This window comes from Vibrio sp. Y176, assembly GCF_033438945.1.
Window position 1 is genome coordinate 14,635 of sequence record NZ_JAWOQS010000011.1, and the last position, 16,678, is coordinate 31,312.

Here is a 16,678-nt window from a genome sequence, read left to right on the forward strand (position 1 = left end):
AGGAGTACGCATGGAGTTCAGTGTAAAAAGTGGCAGTCCAGAGAAACAACGTAGCGCATGTATCGTTGTTGGTGTGTTTGAACCACGTCGCCTTTCTCCAGTAGCCGAACAACTTGATAAAATCAGTGACGGTTACATCAGTTCACTACTTCGCCGTGGTGATCTAGAGGGTAAACCTGGTCAGATGCTGCTACTGCATCAAGTACCAGGTGTTTTGTCAGAGCGCGTTTTACTTGTCGGTTGCGGCAAAGAGCGTGAACTTGGCGAGCGCCAGTACAAGGAAATCATTCAAAAGACGATCAGCACACTTAACGAGACAGGCTCAATGGAAGCGGTATGTTTCCTAACTGAACTGCATGTTAAGGGTCGTGATACATACTGGAAAGTGCGCCAGGCTGTAGAAGCGACTAAAGATGGTCTATACACATTTAATCAATTCAAGAGCGTGAAACCTGAGACTCGCCGCCCACTGCGCAAGCTTGTTTTCAACGTACCAACGCGTCGTGAATTGAACTTGGGTGAAAAAGCAATCACTCATGGTCTTGCTATCGCATCAGGTGTCAAAGCCTCAAAAGACCTTGGCAACATGCCGCCAAACGTAGCTAATCCAGCTTACCTTGCTTCTCAAGCTCGTCGTCTAGCGGACGACTACGAAACCGTAACCACCAAAATTATTGGTGAGCAAGAGATGGAAAAGCTGGGTATGACCTCTTACCTAGCAGTAGGCCGTGGTTCTAAAAACGAATCTATGATGTCTATCATCGAGTACAAAGGTAACCCTGACTCAGATGCAAAACCGATTGTGCTCGTAGGTAAAGGTCTAACCTTCGACTCAGGCGGTATCTCTCTAAAGCCGGGTGAAGGTATGGATGAGATGAAGTACGACATGTGTGGTGCGGCATCGGTATTCGGTACAATGAAAGCGCTGGCGAAGCTAAACCTACCAATCAACGTTATTGGTGTTCTAGCGGGCTGTGAAAACATGCCTGGCAGCAACGCTTACCGTCCAGGTGACATCCTAACGACCATGTCTGGTCAAACTGTAGAAGTTCTGAACACGGATGCTGAAGGCCGTCTTGTTCTTTGTGACGCACTGACTTACGTAGAGCGTTTCGAACCAGACTGCGTGGTTGACGTTGCAACGCTAACTGGTGCTTGTGTTATCGCACTAGGCCACCATATCAGCGGCGTAATCTCTAACCACAACCCTCTTTCTCATGAGCTAGTAAACGCTTCTGAGCAAGCGAGTGACCGTGCATGGCGTCTACCAATGGCAGACGAGTACCACGAACAGTTGAAAAGCCCGTTTGCGGATATGGCAAACATTGGTGGTCGCCCTGGTGGCACAATTACTGCGGGTTGCTTCTTATCTAAGTTCGCGAAGAAGTACAACTGGGCACACGTCGATATCGCAGGTACCGCGTGGAAATCAGGCGCAGCGAAAGGCTCAACGGGCCGTCCTGTCTCAATGCTTGTCCAATTCCTTTTGAACCGCAGCGGCCAAGAGACAGAAGAGTAATTTCTGAACAGAATCTAAAAGGGCCGCAAGGCCCTTTTTTATTATCCTAATTTTCTAAAATGAAAGTGGGACTTAAGATGGTCTTAGGAAGAGACCCAAGGCAAGTGAGAGAATGATGCAAACTGCAACCTTCTACATCATTAACGAAGAGAGCCCGCAAGCAACGGTGGCTGGCTTTGAAGAATACATCGTGTTTTTGGCTCAGCACTTTGCTCGCCAAGGCGCTAAAGTGTATTTAAACTGCCAAGACAAACCACACGCCGAGCAGCTCGCTGAAGCCTTTTGGCAAGTTGATGCAGACAAGTTCATGGCACATAACCTCGTAGGCGAGGGACCGAAATACGCCACCAATATTGAAATCGGCCATGAAGGTGTAAAACCTAATTGGAACCGTCAGCTGGTAATTAATTTGGCGGAAAATGAGACAACCTTTGCGAACAAGTTTGCTCAAGTGGTAGACTTCGTGCCCTGCGAAGAAAAAGCTAAACAACTCGCAAGAGAAAGATATAAAATTTACCGTCAAGCAGGTTACCAGCTGCAAACGATCGAAATTCAATATCCTTAACGGTCAATCCTTATAGTTAAGGCGATCTTGTTAAGATCCCTCACTTATAAAGATTGACTAAGATTCAACCATCAACGTATCCATTAAAAGAGCGCTATGGAAAAGACATACAACCCAACTTCAATCGAACAAGCTCTGTATCAGACTTGGGAAGAGAAAGGCTACTTTAAGCCACACGGTGACACTACTAAAGAATCATACAGCATCATGATCCCGCCACCGAACGTCACTGGTAGCCTACACATGGGCCACGCGTTCCAAGATACGATCATGGATACGCTTATCCGTTGTGAACGTATGAAGGGTAAAAACACCCTTTGGCAAGTAGGTACTGACCACGCTGGTATCGCAACTCAGATGGTTGTTGAGCGTAAGATCGCTGCAGAAGAAGGCAAAACAAAACACGATTACGGTCGTGAAGCTTTCATCGACAAAATCTGGGAATGGAAAGGCGAATCTGGCGGCACTATCACTAAGCAGCTTCGTCGTCTTGGCGCATCTGTAGACTGGGATCGTGAACGCTTTACGATGGACGATGGTCTATCTAACGCCGTTCAAGAAGTCTTCGTACGTCTATACGAAGACGATCTAATCTACCGCGGTAAGCGTCTAGTTAACTGGGATCCAAAGCTACACACAGCGATTTCAGATCTAGAAGTAGAGAACAAAGACACTAAAGGCCACATGTGGCACTTCCGCTACCCACTAGCAGATGGCGCTAAAACAGCGGATGGCAAAGACTACATCGTTGTTGCAACGACTCGTCCAGAGACCGTGCTAGGCGATACGGGTGTTGCAGTTAACCCAGAAGATCCACGTTACAAAGATCTTATCGGTAAAGAAATCATCCTTCCTATCGTTGATCGTCGCATCCCAATCGTGGGCGATGAGCACGCAGATATGGAAAAAGGTACTGGCTGTGTGAAAATCACACCTGCGCACGACTTCAACGACTACGAAGTAGGTAAGCGCCACCAGCTACCAATGATCAACATTCTGACTTTCGACGCGAACATCCGCGACTCAGCAGAAGTATTCAACACTAACGGCGAAGCAAGCGACGCTTACAGCACTGAGCTACCAGCTAAATACCACGGTATGGAGCGTTTTGCCGCTCGTAAAGCTATCGTTGCTGAATTCGACGAGCTAGGTCTACTTGAAGAAGTGAAAGATCACGATCTACAAGTTCCTTACGGCGACCGTGGTGGCGTGGTTATCGAACCAATGCTAACTGACCAATGGTACGTACGTACTGCGCCTCTAGCGAAAACCGCAGTTGAAGCAGTAGAAAACGGCGACATCCAATTCGTTCCTAAGCAATACGAAAACATGTACTTCTCTTGGATGCGTGACGTTCAAGACTGGTGTATCTCTCGTCAGCTATGGTGGGGTCACCGCATCCCAGCTTGGTACGACAACCAAGGTAATGTTTACGTAGGTCGCACTGAAGAAGAAGTTCGTAAGAACAACAACCTAGAGTCTGTCATTGAACTTCACCAAGACGAAGACGTACTGGATACGTGGTTCTCTTCTGCACTATGGACGTTCGGTACTCAAGGTTGGCCAGAGCAAACTGACGATCTGAAAGTATTCCACCCTTCAGACGTACTAGTAACTGGTTTCGACATCATCTTCTTCTGGGTTGCGCGCATGATCATGATGACCATGCACTTCGTGAAAGACGAAAACGGCAAACCACAAGTACCATTTAAGACGGTTTACGTTACTGGTCTAATCCGTGACGAAAACGGCGACAAGATGTCCAAGTCGAAAGGTAACGTACTTGACCCAATCGACATGATTGATGGTATCGACCTAGAGTCTCTCGTAGAGAAGCGTTGTGGCAACATGATGCAGCCTCAACTAGCGAAGAAGATCGAGAAGAACACTCGTAAGACGTTTGAAAACGGTATCGAAGCATACGGTACAGACGCACTGCGTTTCACTCTTGCAGCAATGGCATCAACAGGTCGTGATATCAACTGGGATATGAAACGTCTTGAGGGTTACCGTAACTTCTGTAACAAACTATGGAACGCAAGCCGTTACGTAATGATGAACACAGAAGAGCAAGATTGTGGCTTCAACGGTGGTGAGATTGAATACTCACTAGCAGACAAGTGGATCGAGTCTCAGTTTGAACTAGCAGCGAAAGCGTTCAACAACCATATCGACAACTTCCGTCTAGATATGGCTGCGAACACGCTTTACGAATTCATCTGGAACCAATTCTGTGACTGGTACCTAGAGCTAACTAAACCCGTTCTATGGAAAGGTACTGAAGCGCAACAGCGTGGTACTCGCCGTACACTAATCACGGTACTTGAGAAGACTCTACGTCTGGCTCATCCTGTGATTCCTTACATCACTGAAACTATCTGGCAAAGCATCAAGCCACTAGTTGAAGGTGTAGAAGGTGAGACAATCATGCTTCAAGCACTGCCTCAATTCGACGAAGCAAACTTCAACCAAGAAGCGCTAGATGATATCGAATGGGTGAAGGCGTTCATTACCAGCATCCGTAACCTACGTGCTGAATACGACATCAACCCTGGTAAGCCGCTTGACGTTATGCTGAAAGCAGCAAATGCAGAAGATGCCTCTCGTCTAGAAGCAAGCAAGCAAGTACTGATGTCACTAGCGAAGCTAGAAGCAGTACGCGTGCTTGAAGCTGGCGAACAAACTCCAGCGTGTGCAACGGCACTGGTTGGCAAGTCTGAGCTGATGATCCCAATGGCGGGTTTGATAGACAAAGATGCAGAGCTTGCTCGTCTAGATGGCGAAATCAAGAAGACGCACGGCGAAATCAAGCGTATCGAAGGCAAACTTGGCAACGAAGGCTTTGTAGCGAAAGCACCTGAAGCTGTTGTTGCTAAAGAGCGTGAGAAGCTTGAAGGCTACAAAGAGACACTAGCTAAGCTAGAAGAGCAGAAGACAACGATCGCTGCACTTTAAGCCTCAGTGAAAGAGAAGAACTAACACTTCTCACTTTTGGTTCAAAAGGTTGGTCATCATGGCCAACCTTTTTTGTATACATTTCACCAAAACCATCATCAATAGCTTCCCCCTATCACAACAATACTCATTACCCATTAGCATTAATGAGAATTATTATCGATAATAAACTCATCGAAACAAACACGATTGAGTAATTATCATGAAAAAGACACTAACTTTCGCAGCACTGCATTTTACTATCGCATTTAGTGTCGCTTACGTACTCACAGGCGACATTCTAATTGGTAGTTTAATTGCCATGATTGAGCCTTCAGTGAACACCGTAGCCTTCTACTTTCATGAAAAGGCATGGGCAAAAGTCCCAGCACTTAAAGCTCGTCAGTGGATGACCAAATTAAAAACCGCAAGCTTTGCGACCGTGCACTTCAGCGTCGCTTTTACAGTGGTTTACTTACTAACAGGTGATGCATTCGTCGGCGGCGTAATGGCGATGCTAGAGCCGAGTTTGAACACGGTGGCTTACTACTTCCACGAGAAAGTATGGATGCGTAAATCATCAGAAAAAGCTCCAGCACCGCAGTTTTGTTTACATCACCACGCTTAAACATGGAGGCTCACTACGTCTCCTAACGAGAAAAATGACATTTACCATTGACAAGGTTGCGCACCGCAATTAATTTAATTGCGGTGCGCAACTTTATTTTTAGAGGTAAGTGATAATGAACGCTCGTCAACTTCGACACTACTCCCGTCAAGCCGTCCGATTGCTTGGTATGCTTGATAAACAATGCGGCGATGTCGCTCTCACTCCAGTGCAAGCGCACGCATTGGGTGAAATCCAATTGCAGCCATTGACCATCAATCAGCTGGCACAGCAGCTTAATGTCGACAAGTCCAACGCGAGCCGAACCGTTACTGGTTTGATTAAATTAGGTTTGGTCGAGAGCATCGAAAACCCAAAAGACAAACGTAGTCAACTCGTAGCGATTACAGAGCAAGGCCAACAGGCGTTATCACAACTGGACCAACAGCAAAACCACTTCTTTGAACAACTGCTTACCCAACTCGATGACAGCGAGCAAGAGCAACTCAAACTTGGTCTAGAGACTTACCTAAAAGGGCTAACAAAAGTGTGTCAGTCTGAGGAATACGTTCTTCGACCTCTTACTAAAGCAGACAACCCGCAAGTCGCAGATGTGATTCGTAAAGTCTCTGCAGAATACGGCTTAACCGCAGACAAAGGTTATGGTGTGGCCGATCCAACGCTTGATGATATGTATTCGGTTTACAATCAATGCGGGGCCGCCTATTGGGTCATTGAACATCGCGGAGAGATCGTTGGTGGCGGTGGCTTTGCCCCTTTAGCTGGCGAGCCAAATGTGTGTGAACTACAAAAGATGTACTTCTTACCTCAAACACGAGGACACGGTTTAGCCAAACGCATCGTCGCATTGAGCTTACAATTGGCGAAACAATTTGGGTATCAGCAGTGCTATTTAGAGACAACTGAATGTCTGAGAGAAGCGGTAAGCTTGTATGAAAAGCTAGGCTTTGAGCATCTCGATGCCCCGCTTGGACAAACAGGGCATGATGCATGTGAAGTCGTAATGCTTAAGATGCTGTAATAGATAATATTATTAGACGTTAAAGCACAACATGGGTAACACAAAGCTCCTGGCTCAAGGCAACAGTGAAGTTTTGGTGCTGCCCATCCAACTCAACAGACAACTGGTAGAGATCACTTGGATCAGGATCAGTAAGATCGGCATACTTTGGCGCTTCTATCTGGAATAAAGCGCTCGCATGCTCCGCTCGGACATCAATAGGAATATGGTAAGTCATGCCATTGAACTTAACCGATGCCGATACTAAACCCGGCGCAAAAGTTTGGTAGTACAAATCCACCTTAAACTCACAACCACCACCGTGGTGCCAAATCTGTTCGGTAGCCACGCGGTCTAAACGCACATTGCGAATAAACTGCAGATACGGCTCTTGCCATACCCCTAAGCGCTCGTCACTCTTTTGGTATTCATGATCTGCAAGTGAACACAACTCCGGTTTATCCTCATCCAACAGAAGATCTTCTTCTTCCTCAAGGAATAGGATCTCAAAACGGTTGCGCCCCATCTGCATGAACGGGCGAATGTCTTTCTTGTAGACATTTTGAGAACCGTCACAGTCAAACAATGCTACTCCGTTCAAACGCACTTCTGCATGGTAATCCACACCACCCAACACCATTTCTACCGCTGGGAATGCCATCATGGATTCGTCCACTTCAATGTCATGCATCAGGTGCCACTCTTGCTGACGAATTGCTTCTTCTGTCAGTTCAGCTGGCAATACCTGACTCAAAGGAGCAGGGAAAGTAATGTCATCCTGTGAGATAGAAAGGTCCGTCAGTGGAGAGACTTGCCATAAACCGGCGAGTGAGAGTTGCATATACACCTTGAGCTAGATCAATTTTCACGCATTATAGGGAGAAATCCCCTATAAACTCAATGTGAATTATTTATCGCCTCCACATTCGTCAGTTTTTCAAGGTATAAAAAAACCAGCGTTAAACGCTGGTTTTTCCAAAAGTAGTGAGCTTTGATTACTCTTCGTCTTCATCTTCTTCAGGGTAAAGCGCATCTTCGCCTTCGTAGTACGTACCCCAACCGTCATAGATGATGTCGTATTTTTCTGCCAAGTGAATCAATTTTTCAACTTGCGCATCAATCGCTTCTGCGTCTAGTGCGGACTCCATAGTCGCATCACAGCAAAGCAACTTGTTGCCATCTTCATCTTCAGTTTCTTCTGCTTCAAGAACTTCAAAGCCCATCTTGAATGCTTCAACTACCGCTTTTTCTAGCGTGTCAAAATCTTCGGCAAACAGGTGATGCTCAATTTCGTATAGCGAATCTGGATCGCTGCCATCTTCTAGCAATGCTGCAATGATATCGCGAGTCTCTTCCTTTTGAATCTCAATTAATTCTTCTACTGATAGATATTCATCTTCGTGAGACATGTTTTGGCTCCAGATTAGTTACTTGATGGAAACACAATACCCGATACTGAGTATGCTGATCCGGTGAAATATGGCATGGATTGCGATGAAAAGCCACAAACAAACATCATACCACTGCGATTCTTATCGGTTATTTGAATCTAAATATTAAACCGACCACACAAAGAAACAAAAAATTAACAAAGAATGGCATTTTTTAATATTCAGAACATCCTAATTGACACTTAATGTGGTTATTTTCTCTTTCTATGCGTGTTTATGATGCTTTCTTGAATACACTCACGTGTAAAACGAAGAAGCATAACGAATAAATTCACTTTAATAATGCATAATTTAGAATAAAAATGCACGTTTTATGCACTGTGCATGTATTCTTTCTCAACGGGAAAATTAGAATAAAAACGCACGCACTCCAATTTAAGCAAAATAGCATTTATATCTAATAACAAATTTAATAAGAACAAAAATAAAAATAAAAAACTCACAAAGTCAAAAATATCAGAATATAAACAAAGCTTGATAACTTGCATCTTTCTAGGAAGCTTGTCATAACTAATGGCTGGAAAATTTGTAAGGATACAAAATGAGCAAGCTGTACGTTGGATCAGAAGTTGGTCAACTTCGACGAGTTCTATTAAATCGCCCTGAACGCGCCCTAACCCACTTAACTCCGTCAAACTGTCATGAGTTGCTATTTGATGACGTTCTTGCTGTAGAAGCGGCAGGTGAAGAGCACGATGCATTCGCACGTACGCTGCGCGAGCAAGACGTTGAAGTGCTTCTCCTCCACGATTTACTGGTCGAAACCCTCGCCGTTCCAGAAGCAAAACAATGGCTGCTGAACACTCAGATTTCTGACTTTCGCTACGGGCCAACATTTGCGCGAGACCTACGCCAATACTTTTCAGAAATGGATGATGAACATCTTGCCTGCATCTTTTTAGGTGGCTTAGCTTACTCAGAGCTACCGATCTCCTCATCTTCTATGCTGCCAAAAATGAAGCGTCCTCTCGACTTTGTTATTGAGCCACTGCCTAATCACCTCTTTACTCGTGATACCTCATGTTGGGTTTATGGCGGCGTTTCTCTTAACCCGATGATGATGCCTGCACGTCAACGTGAAACAAACCACCTACGTGCGATTTATCGTTGGCACCCAATTTTTTCTGGCCAAGATTTTATCAAATACTTCGGTGACGATGATCTGCATTATGATAATGCGAATGTCGAAGGCGGTGATGTGTTGGTTATTGGTAAAGGTGCAGTTCTGATCGGTATGTCTGAGCGTACGACCGCGCAAGGCGTAGAGAACCTTGCAGCGAGCCTATTTAAAGCAGGCCAAGCTACCGAGGTTATTGCAATTGATCTGCCTAAACACCGCTCATGTATGCATTTAGACACTGTGATGACCCATATGGATGTAGATACTTTCTCTGTCTACCCAGAGATCATGCGCAAAGATCTCGACACATGGCGCTTAACACCAAAAGGCAACGGTGAAATGCATGTTGAAGCCTCACATAACTATCTGCACGCGATTGAGTCCGCTCTTGGCTTAGATCAGCTGAAAATCATCACTACTGGTGGCGACAGCTATGAAGCTGAGCGCGAACAATGGAATGATGCCAATAACGTTCTAACTGTAAAACCGGGCGTAGTAATTGGTTACGAACGCAACGTATACACCAACGAAAAATACGATAAAGCTGGCATCAAAGTACTGACAGTACCTGGTAACGAGCTTGGTCGTGGTCGCGGTGGCGCTCGCTGTATGAGCTGTCCAATAGAACGAGACGATATATAACTTACTCGTCCCTTTACATTAGGTGAATCAAAACTAAGGTTGATGTGAATACATCAACCTTTTTTAGCTTTAATTGAAAATAATTATTCACAATAAAAGCATTTATATGTTTTAATGAATTCTATTAATCTAATCACATGTACTAAGGGACGAGCTATGGCTTTCAATTTACGTAACCGCAACTTTTTGAAGCTATTGGACTTCTCAACCAAAGAAATCCAGTTTTTGCTCGAACTGTCTGCAGAGCTGAAAAAAGCTAAATATGCAGGAACAGAGCAGAAGAAACTTCAAGGTAAAAACATCGCACTAATCTTTGAGAAATCTTCGACTCGTACCCGATGTGCGTTTGAAGTCGCTGCCTTTGACCAAGGTGCTCAAGTCTCTTACATCGGCCCTTCTGGCTCGCAGATCGGTCATAAGGAATCGATGAAAGACACCGCTCGCGTTCTTGGTCGTATGTACGACGGGATTGAATACCGAGGCTTTGGCCAATCCATTGTTGAAGAGCTTGGTACTTATGCTGGTGTTCCTGTGTGGAATGGTTTAACGGATGAGTTCCACCCAACCCAGATCCTTGCTGACTTCCTGACCATGCAAGAGCACGGCCGTGGTAAACAGCTGCATGAAATAACCTTCGCTTACCTAGGTGATGCGCGCAACAACATGGGTAACTCACTTATGGTGGGCGCAGCGAAAATGGGCATGGATATTCGCCTTGTCGCGCCAAAAGCGTTCTGGCCTGAAGAAGAGCTCGTGGCAACTTGTCAAACTATCGCGCAACAAACCGGTGCAAAAATCACGTTAACTGAAAGCGTTGAGGAAGGTGTGAAAGGTTGTGACTTCCTATACACCGACGTTTGGGTGTCTATGGGTGAGTCTGCCGAGGCATGGGATGAGCGTGTAGCGTTAATGACACCTTATCAAATCAATATGAACGTGATTGAGCAAACGGGTAATCCACATGTGAAATTCATGCACTGCCTTCCAGCTTTCCACAATGATGAAACCACCGTCGGCAAAGAAGTCGCTGAAAAATACGGTATGAAAGGCCTTGAAGTAACAGAAGAGGTATTTGAATCGGAATACTCCATCGTATTCGACGAAGCTGAAAACCGTATGCATACCATCAAAGCCGTGATGGTTGCGACGCTAGGAAGCTAAACCAGCGCGCAAAAACAGCCGATAAAAACCATGATGTAATCGCTTGCGCTCACGAAAGTTAAGCGTATAATGCTCGACAATTTGTCTGAGGATTAAGAAATGACCACGCTGATTGCTGACGTAAAAACGCGATTTGCTCTCGCTAAGCGACTACGCTTACGTGGTGTTATTTTCGTTAATTCTATTGAATTTTAAAACCTCCCCATTGGGGAGGTTTTTTTATGTCCAAAATTCCTTTCGGTTATTTGGATGTAGTCATCAATGTTATAGGGAAGAAGATCATGGCGAACTCGCTTTACCAGAAGCACATCATCTCTATTCCAGAGCTTTCACGCGAAGAACTGGAACTTATCGTAGAAACAGCAGGTAGCCTTAAAAAAGCACCTCGACCAGAACTGATTAAAAACAAAGTCGTTGCAAGTTGTTTCTTTGAACCATCAACACGTACACGTTTATCGTTTGAAACAGCGATTCAGCGCATTGGTGGTGACGTGATTGGCTTTGATAATGATGGTAATACCTCTCTGGCGAAGAAAGGCGAAACACTCGCAGATTCAGTACAAGTCATCTCTTCTTACGTCGATGCCTTTGTGATGCGTCATCCACAAGAAGGCGCCGCTCGCTTGGCATCTGAATTTTCAAATGGCGTGCCAGTGATCAACGCGGGCGACGGTGCAAACCAACACCCAACTCAAACGCTACTCGACCTATACACCATCGCGGAAACACAAGGGCGTCTAGACAACCTGAACGTCGCATTCGTAGGTGACCTAAAATATGGCCGCACAGTGCACTCACTGACTCAAGCCTTAGCAAAGTTTAACAACATCCGCTTCTTCTTTGTTGCACCAGATGCGCTGGCAATGCCAGATTACATCTGCGAAGAACTAGACGAAGCTGGCATTCAATATAGCCTACACACAGACATGGAAAGTGTGATTCCTGAACTGGATATTCTGTACATGACACGCGTACAGAAAGAACGCTTTGACGAATCGGAATACGCACATATTAAGTCGGCTTACATCCTAACGGCGGCACTACTAGAAGGCGCGCGTGAGAACTTGAAAGTACTGCACCCACTACCACGTGTGGATGAAATCACAACTGATGTTGATAAAACGCCTCATGCTTACTTCTTCCAGCAAGCTCAAAATGGCGTGTATGCTCGCCAAGCACTGCTGGCGCTTGTTCTAAACGAAACACTGTAATCGAGGGGAAAAATCATGGCTAAAGAAACTCAATTGCAGGTAGAAGCAATCAAAAATGGTACGGTCATCGACCACATCCCTGCGCAAATCGGTATCAAAGTATTAAGACTGTTCGATATGCACAATTCATCACAACGCGTAACGATTGGACTGAACTTGCCATCATCAGCACTCGGTCATAAAGATCTACTCAAAATCGAAAATGTGTTTATCAATGAAGAGCAAGCGAGCAAGCTAGCGTTGTATGCTCCTCACGCGACCGTGAATCAAATCGAGAATTATGAAGTGGTGAAAAAGCTAGCGTTAGAGCTTCCTGAGCGCATCAATGATGTATTTGAATGCCCGAATTCAAACTGTATTTCTCATAATGAACCAGTAGAAAGCAGCTTTAGCGTGTTCGAGAAGAAACAAGAAATCCGCCTAAAGTGTAAATACTGCGAGAAAGTGTTCTCACGCGAGATCGTAACCGAGCGATAAACACGCCGCACGACTAGGCTTTGATACGTTTAAAATACCCTGCAATGTCGGGGTATTTTGCTCTTTACCTACCGAGGGTTTAGAGGCAAACTGAGAATCTTTATTCCCTACAACTGATGGAAAAAATCAAATGACGAAAGTACTTCACACTGAGTCTGCACCAGCAGCAATCGGTCCTTACGTTCAAGGCGTAGATCTAGGTAACATGGTTCTTACTTCAGGCCAAATCCCAGTAAACCCAGCGACAGGTGAAGTGTCTGCTGATATCGCAGAACAAGCTCGTCAGTCTCTAGAAAACGTAAAGGCTGTAGTTGAATCTTCAGGTCTTAAAGTATCTGATATTGTAAAGCTAACGGTTTTTGTTAAAGACCTAAATGACTTTGGCACAGTGAACGAAGTTTACGGCAAGTTCTTTGATGAGCACGGCGTAGCAAACTACCCTGCACGCTCTTGTGTAGAAGTGGCTCGCCTACCAAAAGATGTTGGCATCGAGATTGAAGCAATCGCTGTTCGCAAATAATTGCACTTGCTGACAAACATAAAAAAACGGGTAGCTCAGGCTACCCGTTTTTTATTGTTTTCTCGTGATGATATCGCAGTAAAACTTAAGCAGCGTTGCGCTGTTTGACTTCTTCATCTAACGATTCAAGCTTCTCTTTCATCTGTTCACGACAGATATTCGCTAACTCGCGAATGCCCTCTTTACCATAGCCTTCAGTGCTGATTGGAGGTAGCATTTCAACAATCACATGACCATTGTTCCAACGGTTCAGCTTAATTTTATTCGTCGAGCTACATACGATAGGAATGATTGGCACACCTGCACCAATTGCCGCATGAAAAGCACCTGTTTTGAATGGCAGCAAACCACGCCCACGAGAACGCGTGCCTTCTGGGAACATCCACACCGAAACATCACTTTCTTTCATGCTGCTCACGACCTGATCGATAGTACCTTTTGCTTTAGAGCGATTCGCTCGGTCAATCAGAATGTTACCCGTAAGCCAGTAAAGCTGACCAAACAGTGGCATCCAAGCCAAGCTCTTTTTACCTACTGTCACAACTTTCGGAGTCACAGCCGCAGAAACAGTAAACATGTCCCAGTTGTTCTGGTGGTTAGCAATGTAAACATGTTGGCCGCGTGAATACGCATCTTCAGGGATACGCAACTCTAACTTAATCCCAAACACACGAGACATCTTGGCAAACAAACGGCCAAAAGTGAAAACGTGCTTAGGGTTTCTAGGGCTTAATAGGCAGTAACCACAACCACCAATAAACATAACAATCGCAAAGATAGCGACAGCAAATACACGTAACAGTGCAATCATTCTTGTTCTCCAGGAACCGGCTTTTGCCAGATACAGCTATTAATATCTCTCTTTCCATAAAGGGAAAATATGGTCATGAGAGTGATATAAAAAAGCCGAAACTCAGGTTTCGGCTCTCTTGATATCCAAGTTACCTGCGGTGCAGTTTAACTTGCCTAGCTCACTCGCTCAATATTTGCGCCAAGTGCAGCCAGTTTATTTTCGATTTTGTCGTAACCACGGTCGATATGGTAAATACGATCAACGACGGTTTCGCCTTTAGCAATGCAACCTGCAATAACCAAACTAGCCGAAGCTCGTAGATCGGTTGCCATCACTTGCGCACCGCTGAGTGACTCAACATCACCACAGATAACCGTATTGCCTTCGATCTCAGCTTTAGCGCCCATACGCATGAGTTCTGGTACGTGCATAAAGCGGTTTTCAAAGATAGTCTCTGTGATCACGCCGCCACCTTTCGCCATCATATTCAGAAGCGTAAATTGAGCTTGCATATCCGTCGGAAAACCAGGATGTGGCGCAGTACGTACACTTACCGCTTTTAGCTCGCGGTCGGTCATATCAACGGAGATCCAATCTTCACCCGTTTCGACAAGCGCGCCAGCTTCTTCCAGCTTGGCGAGAACCGCTTCAAGCAAATGAGCATTAGTGTTGCGACATACCACTTTACCGCCAGATACTGCTGCTGCGACAAGGAATGTTCCCGTCTCAATACGGTCAGCAACCACGTTGTGTTTACAACCGCCTAGGCGCTCAACACCTTCAATCGTAATGGTATCTGTGCCAGCGCCAGAGATTTTTGCGCCAAGCTTATTTAGGAAATCAGCGGTATCGACGATTTCAGGCTCACGCGCAGCGTTATCTAGTGTTGTTGTGCCTTCCGCCAGCGCTGCGGCACACATGATGGTGATCGTCGCGCCTACGCTGACTTTATCCATCACGATGTGCGCGCCTTTTAGACGACCATCCACTTCTGCTTTCACATAACCATCTTCTAATGTAATGGTTGCGCCAAGCTGCTCTAAACCAGAAATATGTAGATCCACAGGACGAGCGCCAATAGCACAACCGCCTGGTAAAGAAACCTGACCTTGACCAAAGCGCGCCACCAAAGGACCCAAAGCCCAAATAGAAGCACGCATGGTTTTCACCAAGTCATAAGGCGCACAGTATTCTGTAATACTGCTTGGATCAACATGAACAGAGCCATTGCGGCTTACTTTCGCGCCTAAACGCTTAAGCAATTCCATGGTTGTATCGATATCACGAAGGTGTGGTACGTTTGCCACTTCTACTGGCTCTTCCGCCAAGATAGACGCAAATAAAATCGGCAGTGCTGCGTTTTTTGCACCTGAAATGGTCACTTCACCAACTAGTGGTTTATCTGACCCAATAACTCGAAACTTTTCCATCAATAAACCTTAAAGCGACATCAATTTCTTATCACGAGCCCACTCTTCTGGTGTGAACGCTTTGATTGATAATGCGTGAATGTCGTTACGCTGGATGTATTCCATCAGAGGAGCATAAATTAGCTGCTGCTTCTTAACGCGGCTCATTCCATCGAAACAAGCATCAACAGCAACCACTTCATAGTGGCTACCTTCACCTTTCACATGCACTTCTTGAAGGTTTAGTGCTTCTTCTAATAACTGTTGTACTTTTGCGCTATCCACAATTTACCCCTGATAATTCTGTATGTGTTTGGCCACTAAAGATTCAACATTGCTCAGTTGAAACAAAGTGCGCAGTTGCGCCGGCACGAAACTGAGCATTATATGACAGTTTTGCTTTTTTGCATGCTCTAATAAGTGGATTAACATCACCATTCCTGCAGAGTCGACGCGCTCTATCTCTTTTAGCGAGCATTCCAGCTCCGATTGAGCAGGTTGCCATTGCTGTGCATACGCCCACAATGAAGGCACTGTATCTCTATCAAGTGCCCCTGTTAGCTTAAGAATGTTTTGATCCAATTGCCACTGAGCGGGAGTCTGGGCCATTATTTCTTAGCCTCGAAGCGGATCGGTTCTGCGGCCAATTTTTCTAGGTCTTTAGCAACAGATAGAATACCTTCTTGACGAATTTTACTGTTCCATTCGGATTGTTTACTAGAAAGCAAACTAATGCCCTCTGCAATCATATCGAATGCTTCCCACTCACCAGAGTGGTTGTCTTTACGCAGTTTAAACTCAAGTTTGATGTTTGGACGCGGAGTATCGATGATATCAACTTTAATGCTTGTAATACGCTTAGAGTCATCAATGCTAGGCTCAGGACCAAACTCAATTTTTTGGTCAGAGTATTGCGTCAACACTTGTGCATAAGACGCAATCAGGTACGCACGAAATGCATCGATAAACTCAAGTACATCTTCACGCTTAGCACCTTTTAAGTTTGGACCAAGAAGTTTTAACCCTGCATAGCGGTAGTTGACGTAAGGCATTAGCTCTTCTTCAACGATCACTTTAAGTAAATTTGGATCTTGTTTGATTTTCGGCTGTTCGGCTTTCAATCTTTCGAACGTGACTTCAGCTACCTGCTTCATCATCTTATAAGGTTCAGTTTTATCCACCTCTGCTGCTGTTGCTCCAAAGACGCTAAACACAGCACAAACTGAAAGTAGTAATCTCGCTAACATA

General features: G+C 45.2%; 18 protein-coding genes. 11 read left to right on the plus strand and 7 right to left on the minus strand.

Annotated features, from left to right (window positions below):
- Nucleotides 1-10 precede the first annotated feature (10 nt).
- The 5 genes from pepA to R7O13_RS20490 all read left to right on the plus strand — a co-directional run bounded on the left by pepA (nucleotide 11) and on the right by R7O13_RS20490 (nucleotide 6,667).
- Nucleotides 11-1,519, plus strand: coding sequence for a leucyl aminopeptidase (pepA, locus tag R7O13_RS20470; RefSeq protein ID WP_005381073.1), 1,509 nt, complete (start codon nucleotides 11-13; stop codon nucleotides 1,517-1,519).
- Between the two features lie 115 nt (nucleotides 1,520-1,634).
- Complete coding sequence (locus R7O13_RS20475) at nucleotides 1,635-2,084, plus strand: DNA polymerase III subunit chi (RefSeq protein ID WP_031777270.1); 450 nt, start codon at nucleotides 1,635-1,637, stop codon at nucleotides 2,082-2,084.
- Between the two features lie 96 nt (nucleotides 2,085-2,180).
- Nucleotides 2,181-5,039 carry a valine--tRNA ligase gene (locus tag R7O13_RS20480; protein ID WP_025767623.1) on the plus strand — a complete coding sequence of 953 codons (2,859 nt, stop codon included), beginning with the start codon at nucleotides 2,181-2,183 and terminating at the stop codon, nucleotides 5,037-5,039.
- Nucleotides 5,040-5,241: 202 nt separating this feature from the next.
- Nucleotides 5,242-5,646, plus strand: a complete 405-nt coding sequence (locus R7O13_RS20485; RefSeq protein ID WP_005381078.1) for a DUF2061 domain-containing protein — start codon at nucleotides 5,242-5,244, stop codon at nucleotides 5,644-5,646.
- A 115-nt stretch (nucleotides 5,647-5,761) separates the two neighbouring features.
- A complete protein-coding gene (locus tag R7O13_RS20490; RefSeq protein ID WP_017821846.1) occupies nucleotides 5,762-6,667 on the plus strand; it encodes a bifunctional helix-turn-helix transcriptional regulator/GNAT family N-acetyltransferase in 906 nt (301 codons plus the stop codon).
- A 19-nt stretch (nucleotides 6,668-6,686) separates the two neighbouring features.
- Here the strand turns inward: R7O13_RS20490 and R7O13_RS20495 are convergent, their stop codons facing one another.
- Both R7O13_RS20495 and rraB read right to left on the minus strand, forming a co-directional pair.
- Entirely contained in the window at nucleotides 6,687-7,487 is an 801-nt protein-coding gene (locus R7O13_RS20495) for a glycosyl hydrolase 2 galactose-binding domain-containing protein (protein ID WP_213987483.1), read from the minus strand.
- 154 nt (nucleotides 7,488-7,641) lie between these two features.
- Complete coding sequence (gene rraB / locus R7O13_RS20500) at nucleotides 7,642-8,055, minus strand: ribonuclease E inhibitor RraB (RefSeq protein ID WP_213912444.1); 414 nt, start codon at nucleotides 8,053-8,055, stop codon at nucleotides 7,642-7,644.
- 583 nt (nucleotides 8,056-8,638) lie between these two features.
- On the opposite strand from rraB, the gene arcA reads away from it, so the two are divergent.
- The 6 genes from arcA (at nucleotide 8,639) to R7O13_RS20530 (ending at nucleotide 13,228) form a co-directional block, all read left to right on the plus strand.
- Nucleotides 8,639-9,859, plus strand: coding sequence for an arginine deiminase (gene arcA, locus R7O13_RS20505; RefSeq protein WP_213912445.1), 1,221 nt, complete (start codon nucleotides 8,639-8,641; stop codon nucleotides 9,857-9,859).
- Nucleotides 9,860-10,015: 156 nt separating this feature from the next.
- Nucleotides 10,016-11,020, plus strand: a complete 1,005-nt coding sequence (locus tag R7O13_RS20510) for an ornithine carbamoyltransferase (RefSeq protein WP_318304602.1) — start codon at nucleotides 10,016-10,018, stop codon at nucleotides 11,018-11,020.
- 99 nt (nucleotides 11,021-11,119) lie between these two features.
- Nucleotides 11,120-11,215, plus strand: a complete 96-nt coding sequence (locus R7O13_RS20515; RefSeq protein WP_005381084.1) for a hypothetical protein — start codon at nucleotides 11,120-11,122, stop codon at nucleotides 11,213-11,215.
- A gap of 86 nt (nucleotides 11,216-11,301) precedes the next feature.
- The gene (gene pyrB, locus R7O13_RS20520) at nucleotides 11,302-12,231 is read left to right on the plus strand and encodes an aspartate carbamoyltransferase (RefSeq protein WP_005381085.1); all 930 of its coding nucleotides are present in this window, start codon (nucleotides 11,302-11,304) and stop codon (nucleotides 12,229-12,231) included.
- A 15-nt stretch (nucleotides 12,232-12,246) separates the two neighbouring features.
- Nucleotides 12,247-12,708, plus strand: coding sequence for an aspartate carbamoyltransferase regulatory subunit (gene pyrI, locus R7O13_RS20525; RefSeq protein WP_005381086.1), 462 nt, complete (start codon nucleotides 12,247-12,249; stop codon nucleotides 12,706-12,708).
- 130 nt (nucleotides 12,709-12,838) lie between these two features.
- On the plus strand, nucleotides 12,839-13,228 hold the full coding sequence (locus tag R7O13_RS20530) for a RidA family protein (RefSeq protein WP_005381087.1): 390 nt from the start codon (nucleotides 12,839-12,841) through the stop codon (nucleotides 13,226-13,228).
- An 85-nt stretch (nucleotides 13,229-13,313) separates the two neighbouring features.
- Here R7O13_RS20530 and R7O13_RS20535 read toward each other — a convergent pair whose 3' ends face one another.
- The 5 genes from R7O13_RS20535 to mlaC form a co-directional block, all read right to left on the minus strand.
- A complete protein-coding gene (locus tag R7O13_RS20535; RefSeq protein WP_005381088.1) occupies nucleotides 13,314-14,039 on the minus strand; it encodes a 1-acylglycerol-3-phosphate O-acyltransferase in 726 nt (241 codons plus the stop codon).
- A gap of 155 nt (nucleotides 14,040-14,194) precedes the next feature.
- Complete coding sequence (gene murA / locus R7O13_RS20540) at nucleotides 14,195-15,451, minus strand: UDP-N-acetylglucosamine 1-carboxyvinyltransferase (protein WP_005388419.1); 1,257 nt, start codon at nucleotides 15,449-15,451, stop codon at nucleotides 14,195-14,197.
- A gap of 9 nt (nucleotides 15,452-15,460) precedes the next feature.
- Nucleotides 15,461-15,715 carry a BolA family iron metabolism protein IbaG gene (gene ibaG / locus R7O13_RS20545; RefSeq protein ID WP_005381092.1) on the minus strand — a complete coding sequence of 85 codons (255 nt, stop codon included), beginning with the start codon at nucleotides 15,713-15,715 and terminating at the stop codon, nucleotides 15,461-15,463.
- 3 nt (nucleotides 15,716-15,718) lie between these two features.
- A complete protein-coding gene (locus R7O13_RS20550; RefSeq protein WP_005381093.1) occupies nucleotides 15,719-16,039 on the minus strand; it encodes a lipid asymmetry maintenance protein MlaB in 321 nt (106 codons plus the stop codon).
- Entirely contained in the window at nucleotides 16,039-16,677 is a 639-nt protein-coding gene (mlaC, locus tag R7O13_RS20555) for a phospholipid-binding protein MlaC (protein ID WP_017821301.1), read from the minus strand. Before mlaC ends, R7O13_RS20550 begins: the two co-directional genes overlap by 1 nt.
- Nucleotide 16,678 lies beyond the last annotated feature (1 nt).